At 68.0% G+C, this 19,590-nt stretch carries 19 protein-coding genes; 1 reads left to right on the top strand and 18 read right to left on the bottom strand.

The features are described 5' to 3' along the window. Nucleotides 1-57: 57 nt before the first annotated feature. The 8 genes from ACIBD9_RS17945 to ACIBD9_RS17910 form a co-directional block, all read right to left on the bottom strand. Nucleotides 58-1,056 carry an Acg family FMN-binding oxidoreductase gene (locus tag ACIBD9_RS17945; protein WP_396718938.1) on the bottom strand — a complete coding sequence of 333 codons (999 nt, stop codon included), beginning with the start codon at nt 1,054-1,056 and terminating at the stop codon, nt 58-60. Nucleotides 1,057-1,095: 39 nt separating this feature from the next. After that, the gene (locus tag ACIBD9_RS17940) at nt 1,096-3,501 is read right to left on the bottom strand and encodes a phosphoketolase (RefSeq protein ID WP_396718936.1); all 2,406 of its coding nucleotides are present in this window, start codon (nt 3,499-3,501) and stop codon (nt 1,096-1,098) included. Nucleotides 3,502-4,256: 755 nt separating this feature from the next. Then, complete coding sequence (locus ACIBD9_RS17935) at nt 4,257-5,291, bottom strand: magnesium transporter CorA family protein (RefSeq protein WP_396718934.1); 1,035 nt, start codon at nt 5,289-5,291, stop codon at nt 4,257-4,259. A 459-nt stretch (nt 5,292-5,750) separates the two neighbouring features. After that, on the bottom strand, nt 5,751-6,257 hold the full coding sequence (locus ACIBD9_RS17930; protein WP_396718932.1) for a flavodoxin domain-containing protein: 507 nt from the start codon (nt 6,255-6,257) through the stop codon (nt 5,751-5,753). A 224-nt stretch (nt 6,258-6,481) separates the two neighbouring features. After that, nucleotides 6,482-7,165 (bottom strand): DoxX family protein, encoded by a 684-nt coding sequence (locus ACIBD9_RS17925; RefSeq protein ID WP_396719197.1) that lies wholly within the window; start codon nt 7,163-7,165, stop codon nt 6,482-6,484. 123 nt (nt 7,166-7,288) lie between these two features. After that, nucleotides 7,289-8,158 carry a slipin family protein gene (locus tag ACIBD9_RS17920; RefSeq protein WP_396718930.1) on the bottom strand — a complete coding sequence of 290 codons (870 nt, stop codon included), beginning with the start codon at nt 8,156-8,158 and terminating at the stop codon, nt 7,289-7,291. A 63-nt stretch (nt 8,159-8,221) separates the two neighbouring features. Further along, entirely contained in the window at nt 8,222-9,169 is a 948-nt protein-coding gene (locus ACIBD9_RS17915; protein ID WP_396718928.1) for a universal stress protein, read from the bottom strand. A 23-nt stretch (nt 9,170-9,192) separates the two neighbouring features. Beyond that, nucleotides 9,193-9,423: a hypothetical protein gene (locus tag ACIBD9_RS17910; RefSeq protein ID WP_396718926.1), complete on the bottom strand. Its 231-nt coding sequence runs from the start codon at nt 9,421-9,423 to the stop codon at nt 9,193-9,195. Between the two features lie 354 nt (nt 9,424-9,777). On the opposite strand from ACIBD9_RS17910, the gene ACIBD9_RS17905 reads away from it, so the two are divergent. Further along, a complete protein-coding gene (locus tag ACIBD9_RS17905) occupies nt 9,778-10,419 on the top strand; it encodes a response regulator (RefSeq protein WP_396718924.1) in 642 nt (213 codons plus the stop codon). On the opposite strand, the gene ACIBD9_RS17900 is transcribed toward ACIBD9_RS17905, so the two are convergent. From ACIBD9_RS17900 to ACIBD9_RS17855, 10 genes are all read right to left on the bottom strand, one after another. Continuing rightward, entirely contained in the window at nt 10,326-10,838 is a 513-nt protein-coding gene (locus ACIBD9_RS17900; RefSeq protein WP_396718922.1) for an Hsp20/alpha crystallin family protein, read from the bottom strand. The two genes, ACIBD9_RS17905 and ACIBD9_RS17900, sit on opposite strands and share 94 nt — an antisense overlap. A 21-nt stretch (nt 10,839-10,859) precedes the next feature. Continuing rightward, nucleotides 10,860-11,108 (bottom strand): hypothetical protein, encoded by a 249-nt coding sequence (locus ACIBD9_RS17895; protein ID WP_396718920.1) that lies wholly within the window; start codon nt 11,106-11,108, stop codon nt 10,860-10,862. Continuing rightward, the gene (locus ACIBD9_RS17890) at nt 11,089-11,268 is read right to left on the bottom strand and encodes a hypothetical protein (protein ID WP_396718918.1); all 180 of its coding nucleotides are present in this window, start codon (nt 11,266-11,268) and stop codon (nt 11,089-11,091) included. Before ACIBD9_RS17890 ends, ACIBD9_RS17895 begins: the two co-directional genes overlap by 20 nt. A 152-nt stretch (nt 11,269-11,420) precedes the next feature. Beyond that, complete coding sequence (locus ACIBD9_RS17885; protein WP_396718916.1) at nt 11,421-13,019, bottom strand: GAF domain-containing protein; 1,599 nt, start codon at nt 13,017-13,019, stop codon at nt 11,421-11,423. A 345-nt stretch (nt 13,020-13,364) separates the two neighbouring features. Continuing rightward, nucleotides 13,365-14,549, bottom strand: a complete 1,185-nt coding sequence (locus tag ACIBD9_RS17880) for a low temperature requirement protein A (protein ID WP_396718914.1) — start codon at nt 14,547-14,549, stop codon at nt 13,365-13,367. A 356-nt stretch (nt 14,550-14,905) separates the two neighbouring features. Next, a complete protein-coding gene (locus ACIBD9_RS17875; RefSeq protein ID WP_396718912.1) occupies nt 14,906-15,127 on the bottom strand; it encodes a hypothetical protein in 222 nt (73 codons plus the stop codon). A gap of 435 nt (nt 15,128-15,562) precedes the next feature. After that, complete coding sequence (locus tag ACIBD9_RS17870) at nt 15,563-16,144, bottom strand: hypothetical protein (protein ID WP_396718910.1); 582 nt, start codon at nt 16,142-16,144, stop codon at nt 15,563-15,565. A 240-nt stretch (nt 16,145-16,384) separates the two neighbouring features. Further along, nucleotides 16,385-16,600 carry a hypothetical protein gene (locus ACIBD9_RS17865; protein WP_396718908.1) on the bottom strand — a complete coding sequence of 72 codons (216 nt, stop codon included), beginning with the start codon at nt 16,598-16,600 and terminating at the stop codon, nt 16,385-16,387. A gap of 424 nt (nt 16,601-17,024) precedes the next feature. Then, nucleotides 17,025-18,059, bottom strand: a complete 1,035-nt coding sequence (locus tag ACIBD9_RS17860; protein WP_396718906.1) for a PQQ-binding-like beta-propeller repeat protein — start codon at nt 18,057-18,059, stop codon at nt 17,025-17,027. Between the two features lie 427 nt (nt 18,060-18,486). Next, nucleotides 18,487-19,461: a GlxA family transcriptional regulator gene (locus ACIBD9_RS17855; RefSeq protein WP_396718904.1), complete on the bottom strand. Its 975-nt coding sequence runs from the start codon at nt 19,459-19,461 to the stop codon at nt 18,487-18,489. Nucleotides 19,462-19,590: the final 129 nt, after the last annotated feature.

The raw sequence follows: 19,590 nt of genomic DNA, 5'->3' as shown, positions 1-19,590 counted from the left end.
GCCGCCTTCTTCGATCGTGGTGACAGCTTCGCCGGGCCAGTTGCGCGTGACGGCTGGTCAGGCCCGCTCGATGACCTGATCGGCGGGGATTCGCGGGGTATGCGGTGCGGCGGTGCCGGCCGGGTCTGCGGTGGTGAAGCGCAGCACGAGCTGCGGGTTCCCGAGGTCGGCCAACAGGCGCCGCAGGTGCTCACGGGTGACGGCCACTTCGATCGCGGCGCTCAACGGCAGGACGGATATCCCGAGTTCGGTGGCGCTCAGCCAGACGGCGGAGAGCGTCTCGCCGGCACGGAGCCAGTCGAGTTGGCCGTCCTCAGGCGCGTAGAGGATCGCGAAGGTGGCGGTGTTCTCGTGCGCCTCGGAGATGGGCAGGTCGCCGTGATGACCGAAGTCGCGACCGGGCACCGGTGTCTGCGGGGCGCGGTCGGGGATGGCCGCGTCCGGGACACCACTGCCCAGGGGTCGGGTGCCGCCGGTCCAGTAGGTCACCTCGGCCTGCCAGGCGGCCTCGCCGGATTCGGTGCGTTGAGCGTGATCGACGGCGGTGGCCAGGTCGTACACCTGGTCTGGTTGGAGCAGGTGCAGATGAGCGCCGGCGGATTCGGCGGCCGTGACGATGGCGTGCAGCTTGTCGGCAGCGACCGGGTCACTCACGACGGGCCTGCGGTCGGTGTGCCGTAGAGCGATGGTTTGCAGGTGGCGTACCGCAGCCGGGGTGACCGGGATTCGGTGGTCGATGTGTACCTGCGCGAGGTGACCGGGGTGCGCGGGGCTCGGCATCCGGGCGACGCGCGTGTGCCAGCCGGCTGCGGCGAGGCTGACCAGAGCATGGTGCAGCGCGGCGCCGCAGCTCAGGACGGCGAGGCGGGAGTCGGGGTCAGTGATCTCGAGGCCCCGGCTGTGATCGAGGTAGAGGTCCAGCTCGTTGCCGGTCACACCCCACCGCCAGGGTTGGGTGTTGTGGATCGACGGGGCGTGGCCTGCCGTCGCGGCGGCGGCGGACAGCGCCCGGGCCTCGGCGCGGGTGTCGGCGGCGCGGATAGCGTCAGTGCTCATGGTCAGATCTCCTTCTGCCTGACTGGACATCCGGGCCGGTCAGGGCGTGCGCAGCCAGGCCCAGTCACGGATCTCGGGCAGGTCCTCGCCGGTACGCCGCACGTAGGCGCGGTGCTCGGCGCGTTTGTCGACCATCTGCTGACGCAGGACGGCTGCCTTGCGGCCGAGGCCGGGAACCCGATCGATGACGTCCATGACGAGATGGAAACGATCCATGTCGTTGACGACGAGCATGTCGAACGGTGTCGTCGTGGTGCCCTCTTCCTTGTAGCCGCGCACGTGCAGATTGTGGTGGTTGGTGCGCCGGTAGGTCAGCCGGTGGATCAACCACGGGTAGCCGTGGTAGGCCAAGATGACCGGCCGGTCGGTGGTGAAGATGGCGTCGAACTCCGGGTCCGGCAAACCGTGCGGGTGCTCGGAGTCGGGCTGGAGGCGCATCAGGTCGACGACGTTGACGACCCGCACCCTGAGGTCGGGCAGGTGGTGGCGAAGCAGGTCGGTCGCGGCGAGGATCTCGTAGGTCGGCACGTCCCCGGCAGCGGCGAGAACCACGTCGGGGTCGCCGACGTCGTTGCTCGCCCAGTCCCAGATGCCGAGGCCGCGGGCGCAGTGCAGGGCGGCCTCGTCCATGTCCAGCCAGGTGGGGGCGGGTTGCTTCCCGGCGACGATGACGTTGACGTAGTCACGGCTGCGCAGGCAGTGATCGGCCACCGAGAGCAGGGTGTTGACGTCCGGTGGCAGGTAGACCCGGACGACTTCGGCCTTCTTGTTGACGACGTGGTCGATGAAGCCGGGGTCCTGGTGGGAGGTGCCGTTGTGGTCCTGGCGCCAGACGTGCGAGGTGAGCAGGTAGTTCAGCGACGGCACAGGTTTACGCCAGCCGAGGTGCCGGGTGGTCTTGAGCCATTTCGCGTGCTGGTTGAACATCGAGTCGACGATGTGGATGAAGGCTTCGTAGCAGGAGAACAACCCGTGCCGGCCGGTGAGCAGGTAGCCCTCCAGCCAGCCCTGGCAGGTGGTCTCGGAGAGGATCTCCATGACCCGGCCGTGCCGGTCCAGGTGCTGGTCCACGTCGTCGACCCTGGCCTGCCACGCCTTGCCGGTGGTGTCGAGGACCGCGCCGAGCCGGTTCGACTCGGTCTCGTCCGGGCCGACGAGACGGAAGTTGCGGTACTCCACGTTGGCTGCCATGACGTCGCGCAACCAACCGCCCAGCACCCGCGTCGCCTCGGCGATCTCACCGGCCTTGACCGCGTAGTCACGAAAGTCCGGTAGCTCAAGGTCCCGGGGAAACCGGCCGCCGTTGGTGTGCGGGTTCGCCGACATGCGCAACTCACCCCGGGGCAGCCAGTCGACGACCCAGGACTGCGGTGCGCCGTCGGCGTCGAACAGCTCCTCCGGACGGTAGGAACGCATCCATGCTGTGAGGGAGTCGAGGTGAGCGGCGTCGTCGCGGGCCGCCGTCAGCGGGACCTGGTGGGCACGCCACGTCCCCTCCACCTGCAGCCCGCCGACGACCTTCGGGCCGGTCCACCCCTTGGGGGTACGCAGCACAATCATCGGCCAGAGGGGCCGGCCGGTGACCCCATCCTCACGCGCGGCCCGCTGAATCTCGGTGATCTCGTCGAAGGCGACGTCGAGGGTGGCCGCGAGGAGCTGGTGGACGGCGGTGGGATCGTCGCCGGCGACGAGGTACGGCTTGTGGCCGTACCCCTCGAGAAGCTTGCTGAGTTCGTCGTCGCCGATACGGGCCAGGACCGTCGGGTTGGCGATCTTGTAGCCGTTGAGATGCAGGATCGGCAGCACGGCACCGTCACCGACCGGGTCGAGGAACTTGTTCGAGTGCCACGATGCGGCCAGCGGGCCGGTCTCGGCCTCACCGTCGCCGATGACACACGCCACGACCAGGTCAGGGTTGTCCAGGGCGGCACCGTAGGCATGCGACAGCGAGTAACCCAACTCACCGCCCTCGTGAATCGACCCAGGCGTCTCCGGCGCGACATGCGACGGAACGCCACCGGGAAAGGAGAACTGAGTGAACAACCGCTGCATACCGACCGCGTCCTGCGATATTCGCGGGTAGATCTCCGAGTAGGTGCCTTCCAACCAGGTGTTCGCCACCAGGCCGGGGCCGCCGTGGCCCGGCCCGGTCACGTAGATGACCTCACGGCCGCGTGCGGCGATGATCCGTGACAGGTGGGCGTAGAGCAGGTTCAGGCCGGGAGTGGTGCCCCAGTGCCCGAGCAGTCGCGGTTTGACCTGCGCCGGTTGCAGCGGCTCGCGCAGCAGCGGGTTGCCCATCAGGTAAATCTGCCCAACCGACAGGTAGTTCGCCGCCCGCCAGTACGCGTCGATACGCTGCAGCTCGTCGGAACCCAACGGCTCGCCCGCCGCCACCTTGAAAGTGGATGCGGTGTCCAGAGCTGAGGTGCGGGTCGCGGTCATCAGGACCGCCGCCTTTCCTATCGGTAGTGGAAGATTGCCGTTCACGTGCATGACGACCGTCCGCCGAGAGCGCGAGGCGCACATCCATCAGAATCCCGTCGCGGCCAACGCTGCCAATGGCCGCCGGCACTCTCGCCGCGGCTGATCGGGGCAGCAGGGACGTGAGCGCCGCGCTGCTCTCGCGGGAGACGGATGCGACACGTTCGCCGATGGGCTCAGCCTGCGCTCGCCACCGGCAAATGGTCAGGGCCAGAAGGCCCCTTAAGCCGGGCCTGTCTTCTCAGGCCGCTACCGAGGTCTGGATCAGGTGACGGACATGTCGCTACGGCGGCGCATCGCGGACGCGAATTCAGGCGCGCGTCGGACGCTCCTCGATCATTCAGCGCGGGTCCGCGTGCCAGGCTCGGGTTGCAGCGTGCCCAGAGCGAGAGCGGGCAGCACGTCCGAGCCAAGGGGGCCGCGAACCGGCGAAGCACCGACGGACCACGGGCTACCGACCGTTCGGGCCCACCGCGGCTCAGCCGCGCCGCCGCGTTGTCGGCCGAAAGCCCGCGCGAACCGACCCCAAGCCATCCAGTCTTCCGTCCCAACCAATGATGCGGACCCAACTCGGCTCTGTGCGATGAACGTCTGCGGACCGGATATCACCATGGCTCCCCTTCAACCGCTCAGGGCAGCGTTGTTGACAATCACGCAGGCGAGCAGCCCTTCGTACAGTCCCGCGGTCAAGGGCGATGAGGCCGGCCGGCCGAGCGCTACAGCCAGTCCTTGCGCTTGAAGACCCCATAGAGGCCTGCGGAAAGCGCCGCGATCAAGGCGGTGGAGGCCAGCACTCCCCACTGGGAGCCGAATCCGGGGTACGGCAGGTTCTGGCCGTAGAAGCCGGTGACGGCAGTCGGGACGGCGATGATCGCAGCCCAGCTGGTCACCTTCTTCATGATCAGATTCATCTGGTTGGCCTGGATCGTCAGGTTCGTTTCGACCGTCGTCGCGACGAGGTCACGCAGAGACTCGGTCCACTCGGTGACCCGCAAGACGTGGTCGTAGACGTCCTGGTAGTACGGCGTCATCACCTCGTCCACGACATGCAGGTCCCGACGCAGCAGACTGTTGAGGACCTCCCGCATCGGCAGCACGACCCGCCGCAGCACAACAAGGTCGCGACGCAGCTCGAAGGAGCGCCGCTGTACGGCCTGGATCTGCGCCCGGCGCTCGCCGAACAACAGCTCCTCCAGCCGCTCGATGCCCTCGTCGAGCTGCTCGACCGCGCGGAAGTGCCCGTCGACGATATGGTCGAGCAGGCCGTGGAGCAGGAAGGCGACGCCGTGACTCGCGAGATCGGCCGAGGAGTCCCAGCGGGCGAGGACCGGCGCCATGTCGAAGCCCTCGTCCTTGCGCACGGTGATCAGTGCCTGATCGGTCAAGAACACGGCTATCTCACTGGTACGCAGCCGGATCCCCGGTGACTCGATCTTGACCGCGTAAGCACTGACGAACAGGTGCGTGGCGTACCGGTCAAGCTTCGGGCGCTGCGACTCCTGGAGGGCGTCCTCGATGGCGAGCTCGTGCAACCCGAACTGGGTGTCCACCATCTCGAAGTCACCAGCGGTGGGCCGACACAGATCGAGCCACACCACGGACGTCGGGTCGGTGAGATGAGCGGAGATCTCAGCGACCGGAAAGTCCCGCGCGACGCAGACGCTGTTCTCGTACAACCGGGTGCGGACGCGGGACTCTGGTCCGGTCAGGTCGCCCACATCATCGGGTGCGGCCTCGGCAACCGCAGTCATCGCAGCAAGCTCCGGGATGTCCGGGCCCTGTCCCCCGCGATCGCGCCGGGAGAGATCCCCACGACGGTCATCCGCTCTGCGCCTGTCCCCACGTCGCCGCCTCCTGTCTCACCTCGATGCCGGAACGTTTCAAGCTCGGCTCGACCGTCGTGCGCGACTCAACCGTGCCCCGGGAGGCGGTATGTCGGACAGGGCCACAAGACCCGGACGTTTGACCGGTCCCGCGGCCCTCCAAGGCTTTTGGCCCTGACGTCTGCTGCTCGCGCACCGACGGGGGCGCTGAACGCTGCCGTCCGTCCCGCTGATGGACTTGCTTTCGCGCCTGACAGCCCGTAACGACGGTGGTGGGCGGAGCGCCACCGGGGGTCCAGAGCGACATCCGCAACACGCGCCGTTGACCAGGCGCATGCGATAAACGGGGTGTTTCTTTGCGGCAGGAATGCTCAGGTGTCGGAGGGCTTACCCGGCGACGGGCTGTCGCAGTTCAGCGGCGATCTGGCCAGCCCAGGTGTCGATCTCCGACCAGTCCCGGAAGTCGCCGACCGCGACATGTAAGGCCATGACCATGGCCTTCTCCGCGAGGCCGAGGCGGTGGCGGTCGAGGCGACCGGCGAAGACGCGATGATCGCGTGCGTGCACGGACGCGACGATGCCACTGACCTCGGCCGGCGCCCCAACGGGCTTGGGCGGATCACCGATCGGGCCGCTGGAGAACAGCCACACCGAATGCGGTGGGTTCGACGTGATCCGCTCCGCCGCGCTGCGGGCCTCTTCCAACCAACGTCCCATATAGACCGCGCTCCCCAGCACCAGTGCGTCGTAGGAAGTCGCGTCCGTGACCTCCGCCGCAGCGGCGACATCGACGACGGAACCGGACGGCAATCCGCCCCGTAGGGCGGTCGCGATGTGAGCCGCGATCTCTGCAGTGGCTCCATGCTTGCTTGCGGCGGCGACGAGAACCCTCATGGCTGACAACCCTTCCCTTGAACTGGTAGGCCGGCGGCTGCCGTACCCCATGGCGAGGTCGCGGCTACGTAACCGCACGCGGGGTAGCCCCGCTACGTCGGGCCTGATCAGTCACCCGGGCCGGAGCAACACTGTGAGCCTCCGCCGAAGCGTTGCCGCCGGGCACCGGAGGCCGGGCGCTGCGGACCACCACGACATCAGCGGGTGACCCGCAGCGGATCTGACTACTTGAGCCAGGCGGCGTTACGGACCAGCGGGGTGGACGACCACACCTTGCCGAAGCCCAGAGTGTTCCCGGCGCCGAGCAGGGCCAGCACGATCAGGATGGCCGCGTAAATGAGGTGGTCGTCCATGAACGGGTTGCTCGACGGCGGCAGCACCGCCGCCCACATCATGACGACCAGGATCGCCCCGCCGATAGCGGCGAGCCGCATCCCGATGCCGAGGATCAGCGCCGTGCCGACGGCTAGCAGCGCACCCATGAACAGCACGTTGGTGACGGCGTTGCCGGCGATGGCAGTGAAGAAGCCACTGAACGGGCCCTCGGAGCCGCCGAGGAAGCCCGCGGTGGGGCTACCGCCGTTGAGCCAGGACCGCGCCGACGGGGTGGCGAATCCCCACCCGAACAGCTTGTCCAGGAAGGCCCAGAGGAATACCCAGCCCAGCGCGATCCGGATGCCCGCCAGCAGATAACGGGCCGCGACGGCGGAGCGGCTCTCGGTGCCGGGCAGTGCTGCTGACGAGTCACGACCGGTGGCCCGGGCGTCGGCTTCTTCGGAGTGCCGGTCGTCGGCGGGCCGGCGGACCGCAATGTCAGGTACGGCGACGGCCAGGGGCGCCGTCGGTGGCATCGTGGGCCCGTCGGCGGTGGGGGTTGCGGCGTTGTGGTTCCGGGCGATGTCGACCATCGCACTCACGTTCCTTCTTGGGCTTTGGTGCGGTGTCCCGCCGGGCGTGCGCCCGATGGGTCGGCTGATTGGGCCCGGCCGCCGTCGGTCCTTACACGGGACGGCGACCAGACGCTCGATCTTCTATGGCGTGGCGCTGGCGAGCTGGGCCTTGCCGTTGGGTGCGGGCTGAGCAGGCAGCGGCCTGTCAGGAACTGACGGGGCTGTCACGTTCGGCGCGGTTACGGCGGCGGCCGCGTTCTCCCGGGCCAGGAACGCGCCCAGCTCACCGATGGTGGACATCAGCGGGGCGGGGAAGACGACTGTGGAGTTCTTGTCGACGCCGAGCTCGACGAGGCTCTGCAGGTTGCGGAGCTGCAGGGCCAGCGGGTGGGCCATCATGATGTCCGCGGCGGTGCCGAGGGCGTCGGCGGCAAGCGCCTCACCCTCCGCGGCGATGATCTTCGCGCGCTTCTCCCGCTCGGCTTCGGCCTGGCGGGCCATCGCCCGTTTCATGGTCTCGGGCAGTTGGATGTCCTTGAGTTCGACCAGGGTGACAGCGACGCCCCATTCTTCGGTGGCGACGTCGAGGATCTCGCGGATGTTGAGGTTGATGCGGTCGGTCTCGGACAGCGTCTCGTCGAGGGTGTGCTGGCCAACGACCTTGCGCAGGGTGGTCTGGGCGATCTGGTTGATGGCGGCTTCGACGTTCTCGATCGCCACCACCGACTTGACCGCGTTGGTGACGCGGTAGTACGCGACGGCGGAGACGTCGACGCTCACGTTGTCACGGGTGATGATGCCCTGCGACTGGATCGGCATCGTGATGATGCGCAGGCTGACCCGGTGCAGCACGTCGACGAACGGGATGATCGCGGTCAGCCCTGCCTTCTTGACGCCGACGACCCGGCCGAGCCGGAACAGCACCCCCTGCTCGTACTGCTTGACGACCTTGAGAGACAGCACCAGCAGCACTGCCAGCGTCGCGACGATGATCCAGATGGTGATGGTCATGATGGGTTTCCCCTTGCTGGCTCCGGGAACCGGGGCCGTCTGCGTGCAGCGGCGATCTGGTGTTCAGTGCGTGCCGGCGTGGATGACGGCAACCGGTCCGTAGGCGTAGTGGACGAGCGCGCCGCTGACCGAGCCGAGCATCAGCCCGGCGAAACCACCGTGGCCACGGCAGCCGACGACGGTCAACGCCACGTCACGGGACGCGTCGACCATGCTGTGCCCGGCGTTGAGGCTGCGGATCGGCCGGGACTGCACGTCCACACACGGGTGGCTGGCCTGCACGGTCGCGGCCGCGTCGGCGAGGACCTGCTGAGCTTCCTGCTCGGCGGCGCGCTCCGCGGCGGCCTGCGCGTCGACATCGTTGCCGGCGAAGCGCTCCCACGGGCCGGGCCAGTAGACATGCGCCATGATCAGCGGCACCTGTCGCTTGTCGGCTTCGGTGGCCGCGAAGTCCCGGGCCGCGTCCGCGGCCGGTGAACCGTCGATGCCGACCAGCACCGGACCGAGGGCAGGCACCGGCAGGTCCGGCTGCTCGGGGCCACGCTCGATGACGGTGTCCGCGACCGGGGGCCGGACCACGATGACCGGGCCATGGGCGTGCGCGGCGAGCTGCACGGAGACGGAGCCGAGCAGCAGTTCGGCGAAGCCGCCGACGCCACGGGCGCCCACCACGGTCACCGCAGCGGTACGCGACTGCTCAATGAGCACCGACGCGGCGCCGCCGGCGATCCGCTGGCACTGCACCTCCCCCAACTCCGGGTGCTGCTTGTGCAGCCGCTCAGAGGTGTCGCGCAGCTGCACGTTGCCGGCCTCCTCCTCGCCCTGATCCACGCTGCCCAGGTAGGGGTCGGACATCATGGTCGGTCCGAAACCGGAGAACGGGGTGAGGTAACCCGACACCAGCCGCAGCTCGGCTCCCCGGCGGAGCGCCAGGGTGGCGGCGTACTCGGCGGCCGCCATGCTGGACGGTGAGCCGTCCAGCCCTGCCACGATGAGCGGAATCTGGGACATGAGGGTTCCTGCCTGGTCGACGTTCACGGGCGCAGCGGGATGCTGTCGCCGGTGCGCCAGGGTGCGATTGCCGGCTGCCCGGCGGGCGTGCGCCCGACCCGGAACGCCTCGCGGTCTGCGTACAGGCGCAGACCTGACGCGTCGACGTCGCCGCGCCACGGCTGGGTGTCGACGATCGACGGCGCGGCGCCAGTGGTGCGAAACACCCGTTCGCTGGTGACTGCCGTGATCGCCGTGTCGCTGTCGGTCTGCATATGGCTAGCGTGCGCCTGCACTGCTGCGCGGGACAGAGGCGGTGGGCCCTGCCGGTGGGGGCCGTTGTACCCGCGTTGGCACGTGCCGAACGCTGGATCCCAGGATAGGCAGCTCATCGGCCGTGCTGCGGCGCTCCGGTCGAGAACCCGTTTGGGCCTCGACGAGGACGGCTACCGCCGGCCGGCGAGCGTGAGTTGTCGCTGGCGGCCGACGCCGTAGATGGCAGCGTGCACCGGAAGGGAGCGGACGTGCAGGACCATAAGACCTGAAACCTTCGTGTGTCTCAATGCGGAACTGCCAGGAAGGGTCGTTGGGCCCTGCTCAACCAGGCCGCCAAGGAGTACAACGGAAAGATGATTCGTGTCTTTCTGCTCGATGACCATGAGGTTGTCCGTCGCGGCATCTGCGAGCTGCTGACTCAGGACGGCGACATCGAGGTCGTCGGGGAATCCGGATCAGCGGTCGAGGCTCTGCATCGCATACCGGCGCTGCGGCCGGACGTGGCGATCCTCGACGCCCGCCTGCCTGACGGCAACGGGATCGACGTCTGCCGGGACGTACGCGCCATCGACCCCAGCATTCACGGCCTGATCCTGACGTCGTACGACGATGACGAGGCGCTCTTCGCGGCCATCATGGCCGGGGCCGCCGGCTATGTGTTGAAGCAGATTCGTGGTATCGATCTGCTTGACGCGGTGCGCCGGGTTGCCGCCGGGCAGTCGCTGCTCGATCCGGCGGTCACCGCCAGAGTTCTGTCGCGCATCCGCGATGGTGTGGAGACGCCCGATGAGCTCAAGTCGCTGACCGACCAGGAACTGAAGATCCTCCGGCACATCGCGCAGGGTATGACGAACAAGGAAATCGCGCAGGAGATGTTCTTGGCCGACAAGACGGTGAAGAACTATGTCTCGAGCGTCCTGACGAAACTCGGCCTCGAACGGCGCACCCAGGCGGCGGTCCTCGCCACGAACCTGATGCGGGGCAGCTCCCGCTGATCGGGCTTGGTAGCTGGCGCCCCGTTGCCGACCGTGATCGGGATGGCGCGGTGCTGCTGCGGCGCGGTCACCTTCGCGTGAATCTCCAGGATCCGGTTGAGGTACGACGCCCGGATGCTCTGCTCGTCGATCCCGTGCGACAACCGCACCGTGCGATCGAAGGCGCCGTAGGCGAACTCGGTGTGTGCCTTGTCCTTACGGGCGCCGCCGCGACGGACCTGCAACCGCAGCGCGCCATCGTGATAAGTCACGGTGATGTCGTTCACCGGGTCACAACCAGGGACCTCGGCCCGCGGCGCGTACCTCTTGTCGTCGACGTGCTCTTCGATCCGCACGGTGTTCGGCAGCTGCGACAGTGCCGATATCTCCAGCGGTGCCAGGCCAGCCGGCAGCCATCTCGATACGGTGGCACTTGTCATGGCAGTGCCTCTCATCGGACTTCAGTACAGCCCGATCTGCCGCGCAGACTCAGGGCCAACGGACCCGGGCCCGGCGAGTAAGCCGCCGTACCGGATCCGGGCGTCGGCCGCGACCAGAATGAGCGCTGCCTTGGCGGAGCCGGCGAGCAGCGCGCCCGTCGGGCTGCCGCTGCTCAGGATGCCGTGCACGACGATGCCGGTGGACAGCCGCTGTTTTCTCGACCAGGTGATCGAGCAGGCGTTGGGCCAACTACGGCGCACCGCCGGCACGCGGTGGCACGAGGCTGACCAACCATGGTGGCGATGCCGGGAGCGGATGGACCAGCAGCCGGCCGAGGTGGAGCCGGGTGGCCTCTCGGGCTCCGGCGGCGATGACGGCGGTGGTGGGGGCGTCGACGCCGACCACGACCTGCCCCGTGGACTCTGCCATCGATGGCCTCCTGTCTGCGGCCGGCATTGCCGGCCTCGACCGGGCGATGGGTGGCCGTGTCTCCAGGATCGCGGACGGCAGCAGGTGCGCGAAGTGCGGAAAGACCTGGTAGGACCGGGACTCCGGGAGGCGGTGGAGGATTGGCGGAGCGGTCAGCCCTTGAGGGGTACGTCCCACACCAGCATGGCGCCATGGGGGTGGACGTCGGTGATGACGAAGGTGCCGCCGCCTTCCTCGGCGCGGCTGCGGAGATTGCCGAGCCCGTTGCCGCCCGCCGCCGCGCCGATGCCGACGCCGTCATCGGCCACCCGCAAAATGAGGCGACCTGCGTCAACTGCGACAGCGATCGTGACAGTTGTTGCGCGGGCGTGCTGAACGATGTTCGAAAGCGCTTCCCCCAGGACCGCGATCAGGTCGGCGCGCAGCGAATCTGGGACCGCGAGGTCAACAGCCCCGGTGATGGTCAGGTGCGGTCGGAAACCCAAACTCTTCGTAGCATCGTCGGCGGCCGCCGTCAGCGCGGCGCGCACCGATCCGGGGGCTGGCTTGTGCAGGCCGAAGATGGCGTTGCGGATATCGCGGATGGTCGCATCGAGTTCGTCGATGGACTGGTCCAGGCGCTCCCGGACGTCGGTAGGCTCGGCTCGGCGCGTCAGCCCCTGCAATCCGAGACCGGTGGCGAACAACCGCTGGATCACCACGTCGTGCAGGTCCCGTGCGATGCGCTCTCGATCGGCGAGCACCACCATCATCTCGCGTTCCTCCTGCACCCGTGCCCGCTCGACGGCGAGGGCGGCCTGGGAGGCGAACGTGGTGATCATGTTGATGTCGGACTCACTGTCGAAGCCCACGCTGCTCGTCGGCAGGATCACCACGAGCACCCCCTGCACCGCTCCGGTCATCGCCAAGGGCGCCAGCAGCGCCGGTCCTGTCGGCAACGGTGCGGGCCAGACCGCAGCGGCGTCCAGATTGTCGATCAGGACATGGCCGCCGGCGGCAATGATCTGCTCGAACGGCGTGCCGTCGAGCGGGATCGACGCCCGGTCCAGCGCCGCGTTCGGCGGTGCGGTGACCTCGAGGCGCAGCTCACCGGTCGTCTCGTTGTGGAGCAGGATCGCGACGAGCGCGGCGTCGGCGACCTCGCGGGCGTGGTCCACCACCAGCCGCAGCACATCGGTGCGATCGACCTGGCCGACGAGGGTGTCGGTGATCTCCGCAGTCGCCTGGAGCCAGCGTTGGCGCCGGCCCGCCGCCGCGTAGAGCCGGGCGTTGTCGAGAGCGATCCCGGCCGCGGCGGCGAGGGCGATGACGATCTCCTCGTCGGCGTCGCTGAACTCGGCGGCACCGCGTTTCTCCGTCAGGTAGAGGTTGCCGTACAGCTGGTCGCGGATGCGGACCGGAACCCCGAGAAAGGAGCGCATCACCGGATGGCCGGGCGGGAAGCCCAGCGAACGGGGATGGTTACTGATGTCCTGCAACCGGATCGGCATGGGCTCGTCAATGAGCAGACCCAGCACGCCACGGCCGGTGGGAAGGTCACCAATATGGTCTTGCTCGGTGACGGTCATTCCGTCGGTGATGAACTCGACGAGGTTGCGGTCAGGTCCGATGACGCCCAGGGCACCATAACGGGCGCCCGCTACCTGACAGGCTGCCAGGACGATCCGCGACAGTGTGCTGCGCAGGTCGAGGTCGCTTCCGATGCCGACGACGGCCTGCAGCAGCGGCGACAACCGTTCCCGGCCCGCCATTCATGTCACCGACCCGATGGAACTCCGGCGAGGTACAGCGGCGATGCTTCGCGACCGGGCTGCCGCGCCTTCGACGAACATCAATAACGCAAGATCCGGCACAATCAGGGCTTTGGGGGCGATTCGCACCCGCTGATGGGGCCATCGGCGCGGTGCCGACGCTGCGGCTCCGTCCAGAACGGCGGCCTGCGCTGACTCGCCCCGGGCACTCACCCTCCTCACATTAGCCCTGTCGACATCCGGAATGGGTCTGGCGATGACGCATCTTCCAGGGGAGGATCCATTCAATTGCGGACAAGATCGTTAGCTGAGTGAAGGCTTGCGGCTGAGCTGGGGTGGGCGGGTTCAGAGCCGCGGGGGCAAGGATTGATCGCCCACCTCCCGCCCGCCGCGCAGTAGGTCGAACCCGACGATCCCTGCGAGCACGACGGCGGCTGCCGCAGCGGGCACCAGTACGGGTTGCCCGACCAGGGGCGGGCCGATGGCGATGAGCGCGCCTAGCCCGATCAGCCGAGGCATGGACACGCGGGTGAACGCGTGCCGCCCGAGTAGTGCGTGTCCGGCGAGGAAGAGCGCCGGTCCGCTCAGGATGATGACCAGCCAGGACGCCGGGGCCGCAGCGGTCGCGTGCACGATCGCCATCTCGTCGGAGACGGTGATGGCGACGATGCCGGCCACCATGAGCAGATGGGCGAAGGCGGATTCTCTGTTTCGAAAGCCCGGCTCGTGCGCATGGGAGAAGGCCGTGCCGAGCTTTTCGCGGGTGCGGTAGAAGTAGGTGAAGTAGAGCAGCACGGTGGTAACGAAAGCCACCGTGAACGCCGCACCTCGGTGGAGGCTGAATTCGCTGGCGTGGAATGTTCGCCCGGTGGTGATGACCGTCTCACCGAGCCCGATGATGATGAACTGCCGGTAGCGCTCGGCGAGATGTTCGCTGGCCAGATTCCACTCTGAGGGGTTCGTGCGACCGAGCTTCGGCGTCGGCCATCCGGAGAGCGCGGCCAGGTAGTCGATTGCGATGGCCAGGCTCCATAGCGCCACCCGGGCTGTCTCATCGACCAGTGCGCCGGCGAACCAGGGCACCGCCGAGACCACGAACCAGGGAACTGCGCGCAGCGGTCGACAGCCGAGCGGATCCCGGCGCAGAGCGATGGCCAGCAGGGAACTGCGGCCCAGGTTGATCGCGACGTATGCGATCGCGAAGAGTAGTCCGCGCTGTTCGAACGCCTCCGGGATAGTCGTGGAGATTAGGAGGCCACCGAACATGGTGGCGATTACCAGCAACTGGATATGGATCAGCCGTGAGTCCAGGGTGTCGGTCACCAGGTTGGTGTACGACCAGACCCACCACACTGCCAACAGCAGGATCAGCGTCTGGTAAGCGCCGGTCCAGTCCAGCCGGCTGAGCAGGGTCTGAGAGAGCCGGAAAAGGATGAAAATGTAAATCACATCGAAGAACAATTCGACGTAGGTGGCCTGCTTCGGCTGGCCAAGATCGCGGACCAGCCCGGGGCGCTTCTCCGTCTTCATTCCAACCCGTTTCTTCACCCGTCCGGACTACCGGCTCCCGGAAGAGTCATACCACGGGCAAGTCAGACCGACGGGCGCTTCGTTCATCGCCGCAGATGCTCCGATGACCCCACTGTATCCGGGATTTTGAATGAACCCGGGCGCTGTAATCGATGTGCCTAATACTCCAGCAGGCGATCCATTTCATGGTTCGGTGAGGGCTTCCGGGCGTCCGTTTCGGTGTGTGCAGGCGCAGCAGCAGGGCATCGAGCAGGATGTCGTTACCGCCGCTGCGGGCGGCGGCGCTCCAAAGGTCGGTGGTTCGCCGGCGGAGCTGGCGGCCAGCGGCAGGTGGACGGACAAGTCGCTGCCGGGCTTCACTTGCCATCGCCTCCAATTGCTCGTCCGGGCGCCCCGACCGGCGTCGTCGGCCGTGCGACCACCCGGTCCGGGTAGTCCGACGTGGCCACCGCAAGAAGGACGCCGTCGGCGAGTGTCCAGGATTCCGCCACCCGCAGGGCGACGCCGAAGCTCGTTACCGGAACGGTCAGTCCGCAGATGCTCAACGAACGCTCCCGCTCCTGGTCGCCCGCCAGCACGAGCCCGCGATCATCAGCCCTTGAGAGTGAGGGGTGGGTGGATTGGCCGAGCCGGTCCGGACACGACGCCGGCCTGATCAGCGAACAGGGCGAGAGCGTGCACATCCGGCCGGGCCGCGACCGACAAGGACTTGACGGCAACTGACCTCAGACGCCGAGGCAGCAACGGCCAGCGGCGGATGACACGATCCGGCCGTCGGCACGCGGCTGTGGGCGGCAGCCGCGGACCTGAGCGGCGTCAACTACCCCTGACCTACGACGGTGAACGGCTGGCCGGCAGCAATCCGCAGCGTCGCGATCAGCCGCCGCACCTGCCTTCGCGCGGCTGCCAGCGCCCGCTCTGACCTGGATGAACGTGGAGCCGCAGGCAGGGGTGGTGCAGTTGAGGAACGTTCGATGCCGTTGGGCGCAGTTCAAGGCGCCCATTTGTCACGATCATGCAATCTCGTGCTGGCGCGACAAGGCTTTCCTCGAAACGTCGTTCAATCCGAGCTCGGCGGGATAACTGTCGAAGCGCTTCAGGTTGAACTTGCGTACAGCCACCGCCCACGGGTTGTGCGTGGCCATGTGGACAAGGTGCTCGAAGTGGGACAGGTACGTCTCGCCGCGCTGGGCACGCTCGGCGAGGATGTAGGGCTCCAGGACGCGCCAGGCTTGCCGAGAGCGGTAGCTGACCGTACCCACGAGGAGCCTCGGATCGACCGCCGCAAAAGCCAGCATCTGACCCAGACCGTTGTAGTACAGGGATAGCCGGACCACATGGTGACGGGCGTCGGCCGGCAGGTCGCTGACGCTGACATGGGGTGGCGGGTGTCGGACGGTCAGCTCATTGAGGACGAAGTCCTCGGCGCGCAGAAACTCGTCACTGGATCGGTCTCGGGTCAGCAGCTCAATCGCGACGAGAGTCTGGTTGGCGGTCTGCGCCGAGCGCAGCTGACGTAACGCGAATACGACCGTCACGACAACCGCGATCGCAGAGCCGCACGCCGCGACGACATCCGCCAGGTCAGTTATCACAAGTCCTGAGGGTAGTAGGTTGAGGCGAGTGTCGATGGCTGTATCCCCGCGCTTCGGAGTGGCGCTTACCACGAGCCGGAACGCCCTTGCGCCGAGGCTGCACTGCTGAGTGCAGCCCACTCGCACCTGCTCCGGTCGGGCGTCGCTGCCAGCGCCACCGGCGGTTCACGCAAGCCGTCGCCAGTCGGGGCCGACGGGCCGTTCCGTCGACGTCAGCGCGGCGAGCATGACGTCCTCAACCTACTGCGGCGTCAACTGCTCACTGTCGTCCGCGCCCGGCAGGTAGGCGCCCCACGAGCGCCCCTCGTTGTCGGTCGTCACCACACCCACCGGCTCGCGGCGATCGCTGACCGCGGCGATGGCACCCCACGGACGGCGGATGTGCACCTGCTGCTGAAGATCCGGGTCGAGCTCGCGCAGCCACCGTCGGACCGTCTCCCGATCGTCGAGCGACACCGTCTCGGAGGTGACCCGGAACAGGCGGGGGTGCTCAACAGCTCCGCGACGTCCTGCTGAGCCGACTCCGCCCGACCGGTCAGCCTCTGTAGCCAGCCCATCTCGTCTCCCGGGGGTGTGATCCTGACGGGGCCCGGACGGGCAGCACCGCGAATCCAGGGTGCCCCGCCGCGAGACCTCGCCAAACCCGCCGACCTGCTCAGCCGCCAACGTCCAACCAAACAGTGCAGCTTGCTTGCGTGAGTTCTCACGGGCATTCGTCAAGGCGTTGATCACCGGCGCCATCTACAACCACTCGGAGTGGCCGGGTGACTTCCCTCTGCACACCGCGGCGGACCGGGAGGCGCCCAGCGTGGACCGCAGACGTCGACCACGACCAAGGGCGGGGGTCCGGACAACGTCGGCATTTCAGAACTGAGAGTGCTCACGTCGGCGTGGTCGAGATGTCGATCGTGGTGAGGTGGCCTTTGCCGATGGCGTGTACCAGGGATCGACCGTCGGGAAGTAGCCGGTCGATGCGTGCTGGCAGTCGCACGCGAGCGGTGATCTCTCCGGCCCGGTTCACCATGATGACTTGGTTACCGGCGCGGGCGAAGAGTGCACCTCCGGAGACGGGGACACCCTCACGGGTAGCACCGGCTGGGAGGCGCATCAGTTCTGTCCGGGCACCGCGGTCGAGATCGATGATCGTGACGCCGGTGTCTTCGGCCAGCCACAGTGTCCGACCGGTGAGGATCGGTGGCAGCGATGGCAGGTCGCGGTCGTGCCGCCACAGGATCTCCACGCCGCTGGCGGGATGCAGGGCCATGACCGTGCGCCTGCCGCTGAGAAAGACGACGCGGCCGTCTTCGCTGGCGCTGAAGGCGATGCCGGAGTCGGGAAAGCGCACCGGCGCCGGCAGCGACCACTCACCTTTGGTAACGCCGGTCCGAGCGTCCAACAGCAGCAGTGCCGCCTGTTTGGCAGTCGCGATGAGGATCGCATCGGCCGTGCAGCCCCGCTCCGGGTCCAACCGTACGGGCAGCGGCCAGGCCAAGCTGCTGTCCGACGTGGGTCCCGGGAACTGGCCCGGAAGAAGCTCGCCGTTCGCCAGATCCACCCGGATCAGCGGACGGTAGCCGCGCCACCCGCCCAGGAAGACAATGGATCCACTAACACTGATGTAGTGGCGCAGGTGCAGCCTCGGTGTCGACCACATCCGCTGCCCGTTGTGCATGTCGAAGCAATGCAGGACACCCGCCTGACTCAGATAGAGACAGCGGTCCCCCGCGACGACGGTAGTGCCCCAGCAGTCCTCAACGTTCTGCTCCCACAACGGCGCTCCGGTCTGGGGGTCCAGGCGAACCAGACGCGAGTGCCGCTCCGCTACGACAAGGGCACCGGGCGCCACCGCCAACGCCGCCGCACTCGAACGCAGGTGCAGAAGCCGTGACCACAGCACCTCCAGCTGTTGATCCACGAGGCTAGTGTCGCGCACGAACCCGAGGATCTAGCAGCACACCATTACGCCAGGACGGCAACCCTGGCGAGCAGACCGCCGGTGACACCCCCGCTCATCGGCAGGGCCGGGTGTGGCCTGGCGCGCACGTGGCGGAATGCAGGGATTACACGATCTTCGTCGAGTTGACCGTAAACCCTCGCGAGGCGCCCGAGGCAAGTGGCTGCACCTGGTGGTCAGGGTGATCGAGCAGGGTCAGGTGGAGCACCGGCGACACCTCCCAGTCGCCGTCGCCGTACAACGCGCATCCGACCATGGCGTCCCTAGCCCCGACGATGTCGCTGTTGGTACGTACCGGTTCCGCCGGGGTTGACCGGCTGCCCAGTGCCTGGTCGTCGGTGGGTCGACCCGATCGGGCCCGACCCAGCGGGGACCCGGGTCGACGGAATCACCAGGCGGTGGTTGTTGTGGTCCGGAACCGGCGCTGGTAGACCGACGGCGGGATGCCGTACGACGCGGTGAAGGCCCGCCGCAGCGTTTCGTCGCTGCCGAACCCACTGAGCCGGGCCGCCTCGGTGACTGTGCCGCCCCGCTCCAGCAGCGCGCGGGCCGCCTCGACCCGGGCAAGTTCCAGGTAGCGCGCCGGGGTGAGCCCGAACTCCTGTTGGAAGAGCCGGCGCAGGTGGCGGGGCGTCATCGTCGCGTCGTGGGCCATCGCCTCAATCGGATACGCCCGGGCCGGGTCGGTGGCGACCCGGTCGGCGACCCGGCGTAGCCGCTGGTCGAGGGTCGGCGGCAGGTCCTGCCGGACGGAGAACTGGGACTGCCCACCCGGCCGCTGCATGAACACCACGAGTTCCCGGGCGACCTCACGGGCCAGGTCGGCACCGTGGTCCTCCTCGACCAGTGCGAGGGCGAGGTCGATCCCGGCGGTGACCCCGGCGCTGGTGGCGAACCGGCCGGAGCGGACGTGGATGGCGTCCGGCCGGACCTCGATCTCCGGGAATTCGGCCTGTAGGCGGCCGGCGTGCCGCCAGTGGGTGGTGGCCGGGTGGCCGGCGAGCCAACCGGTCCGGGCCAGCACGAACGCGCCGGTACAGACCGCGGCGAGCCGGGTCGGCGGCCCGATCAATGGACCCAATCGGGCACGTAGGTCCTCGGCGTCGGGCAGCGCGGTCAGGTCTTCGGCCCCGGTCAGCACGAGCGTGTCCAGCGGCGTGGACTCGGCCACGGTGGTGTCGGCGGACAAGCGGACCCCGGACGCGGTACGCACCGAATCCGACCGCCAGCCGAGCAGGGCCACCGCATAGTCGGCGCCGCGCCGGGTAGCTCCGGTGAAGACGTCCACCGGTCCGGAGACGTCGAGTAGCTGCACCCCGTCGAAGACGAGCACGCCAACCCGGTGTGGCCGCCCCCGGCTCATCCGACCCACTCCCTCCAGTCGATCCGATGTCCGCATCTGTGGGATGGCTGTCCTTCTGGACATGGTCCGGCCGAGTCTAGCCCGGCAGCATCGGTGGCGAACCTCAGCACCAGAGGAAACCTCCGCAGG

The organism is Micromonospora sp. NPDC050784, assembly GCF_044456765.1.
GTDB classification, from domain to species: Bacteria; Actinomycetota; Actinomycetes; order Mycobacteriales; family Micromonosporaceae; genus Micromonospora; species Micromonospora foliorum.
The sequence above is the reverse complement of the archived record's forward strand: the minus strand, read 5'-3'. Positions and strand labels throughout refer to the sequence as shown.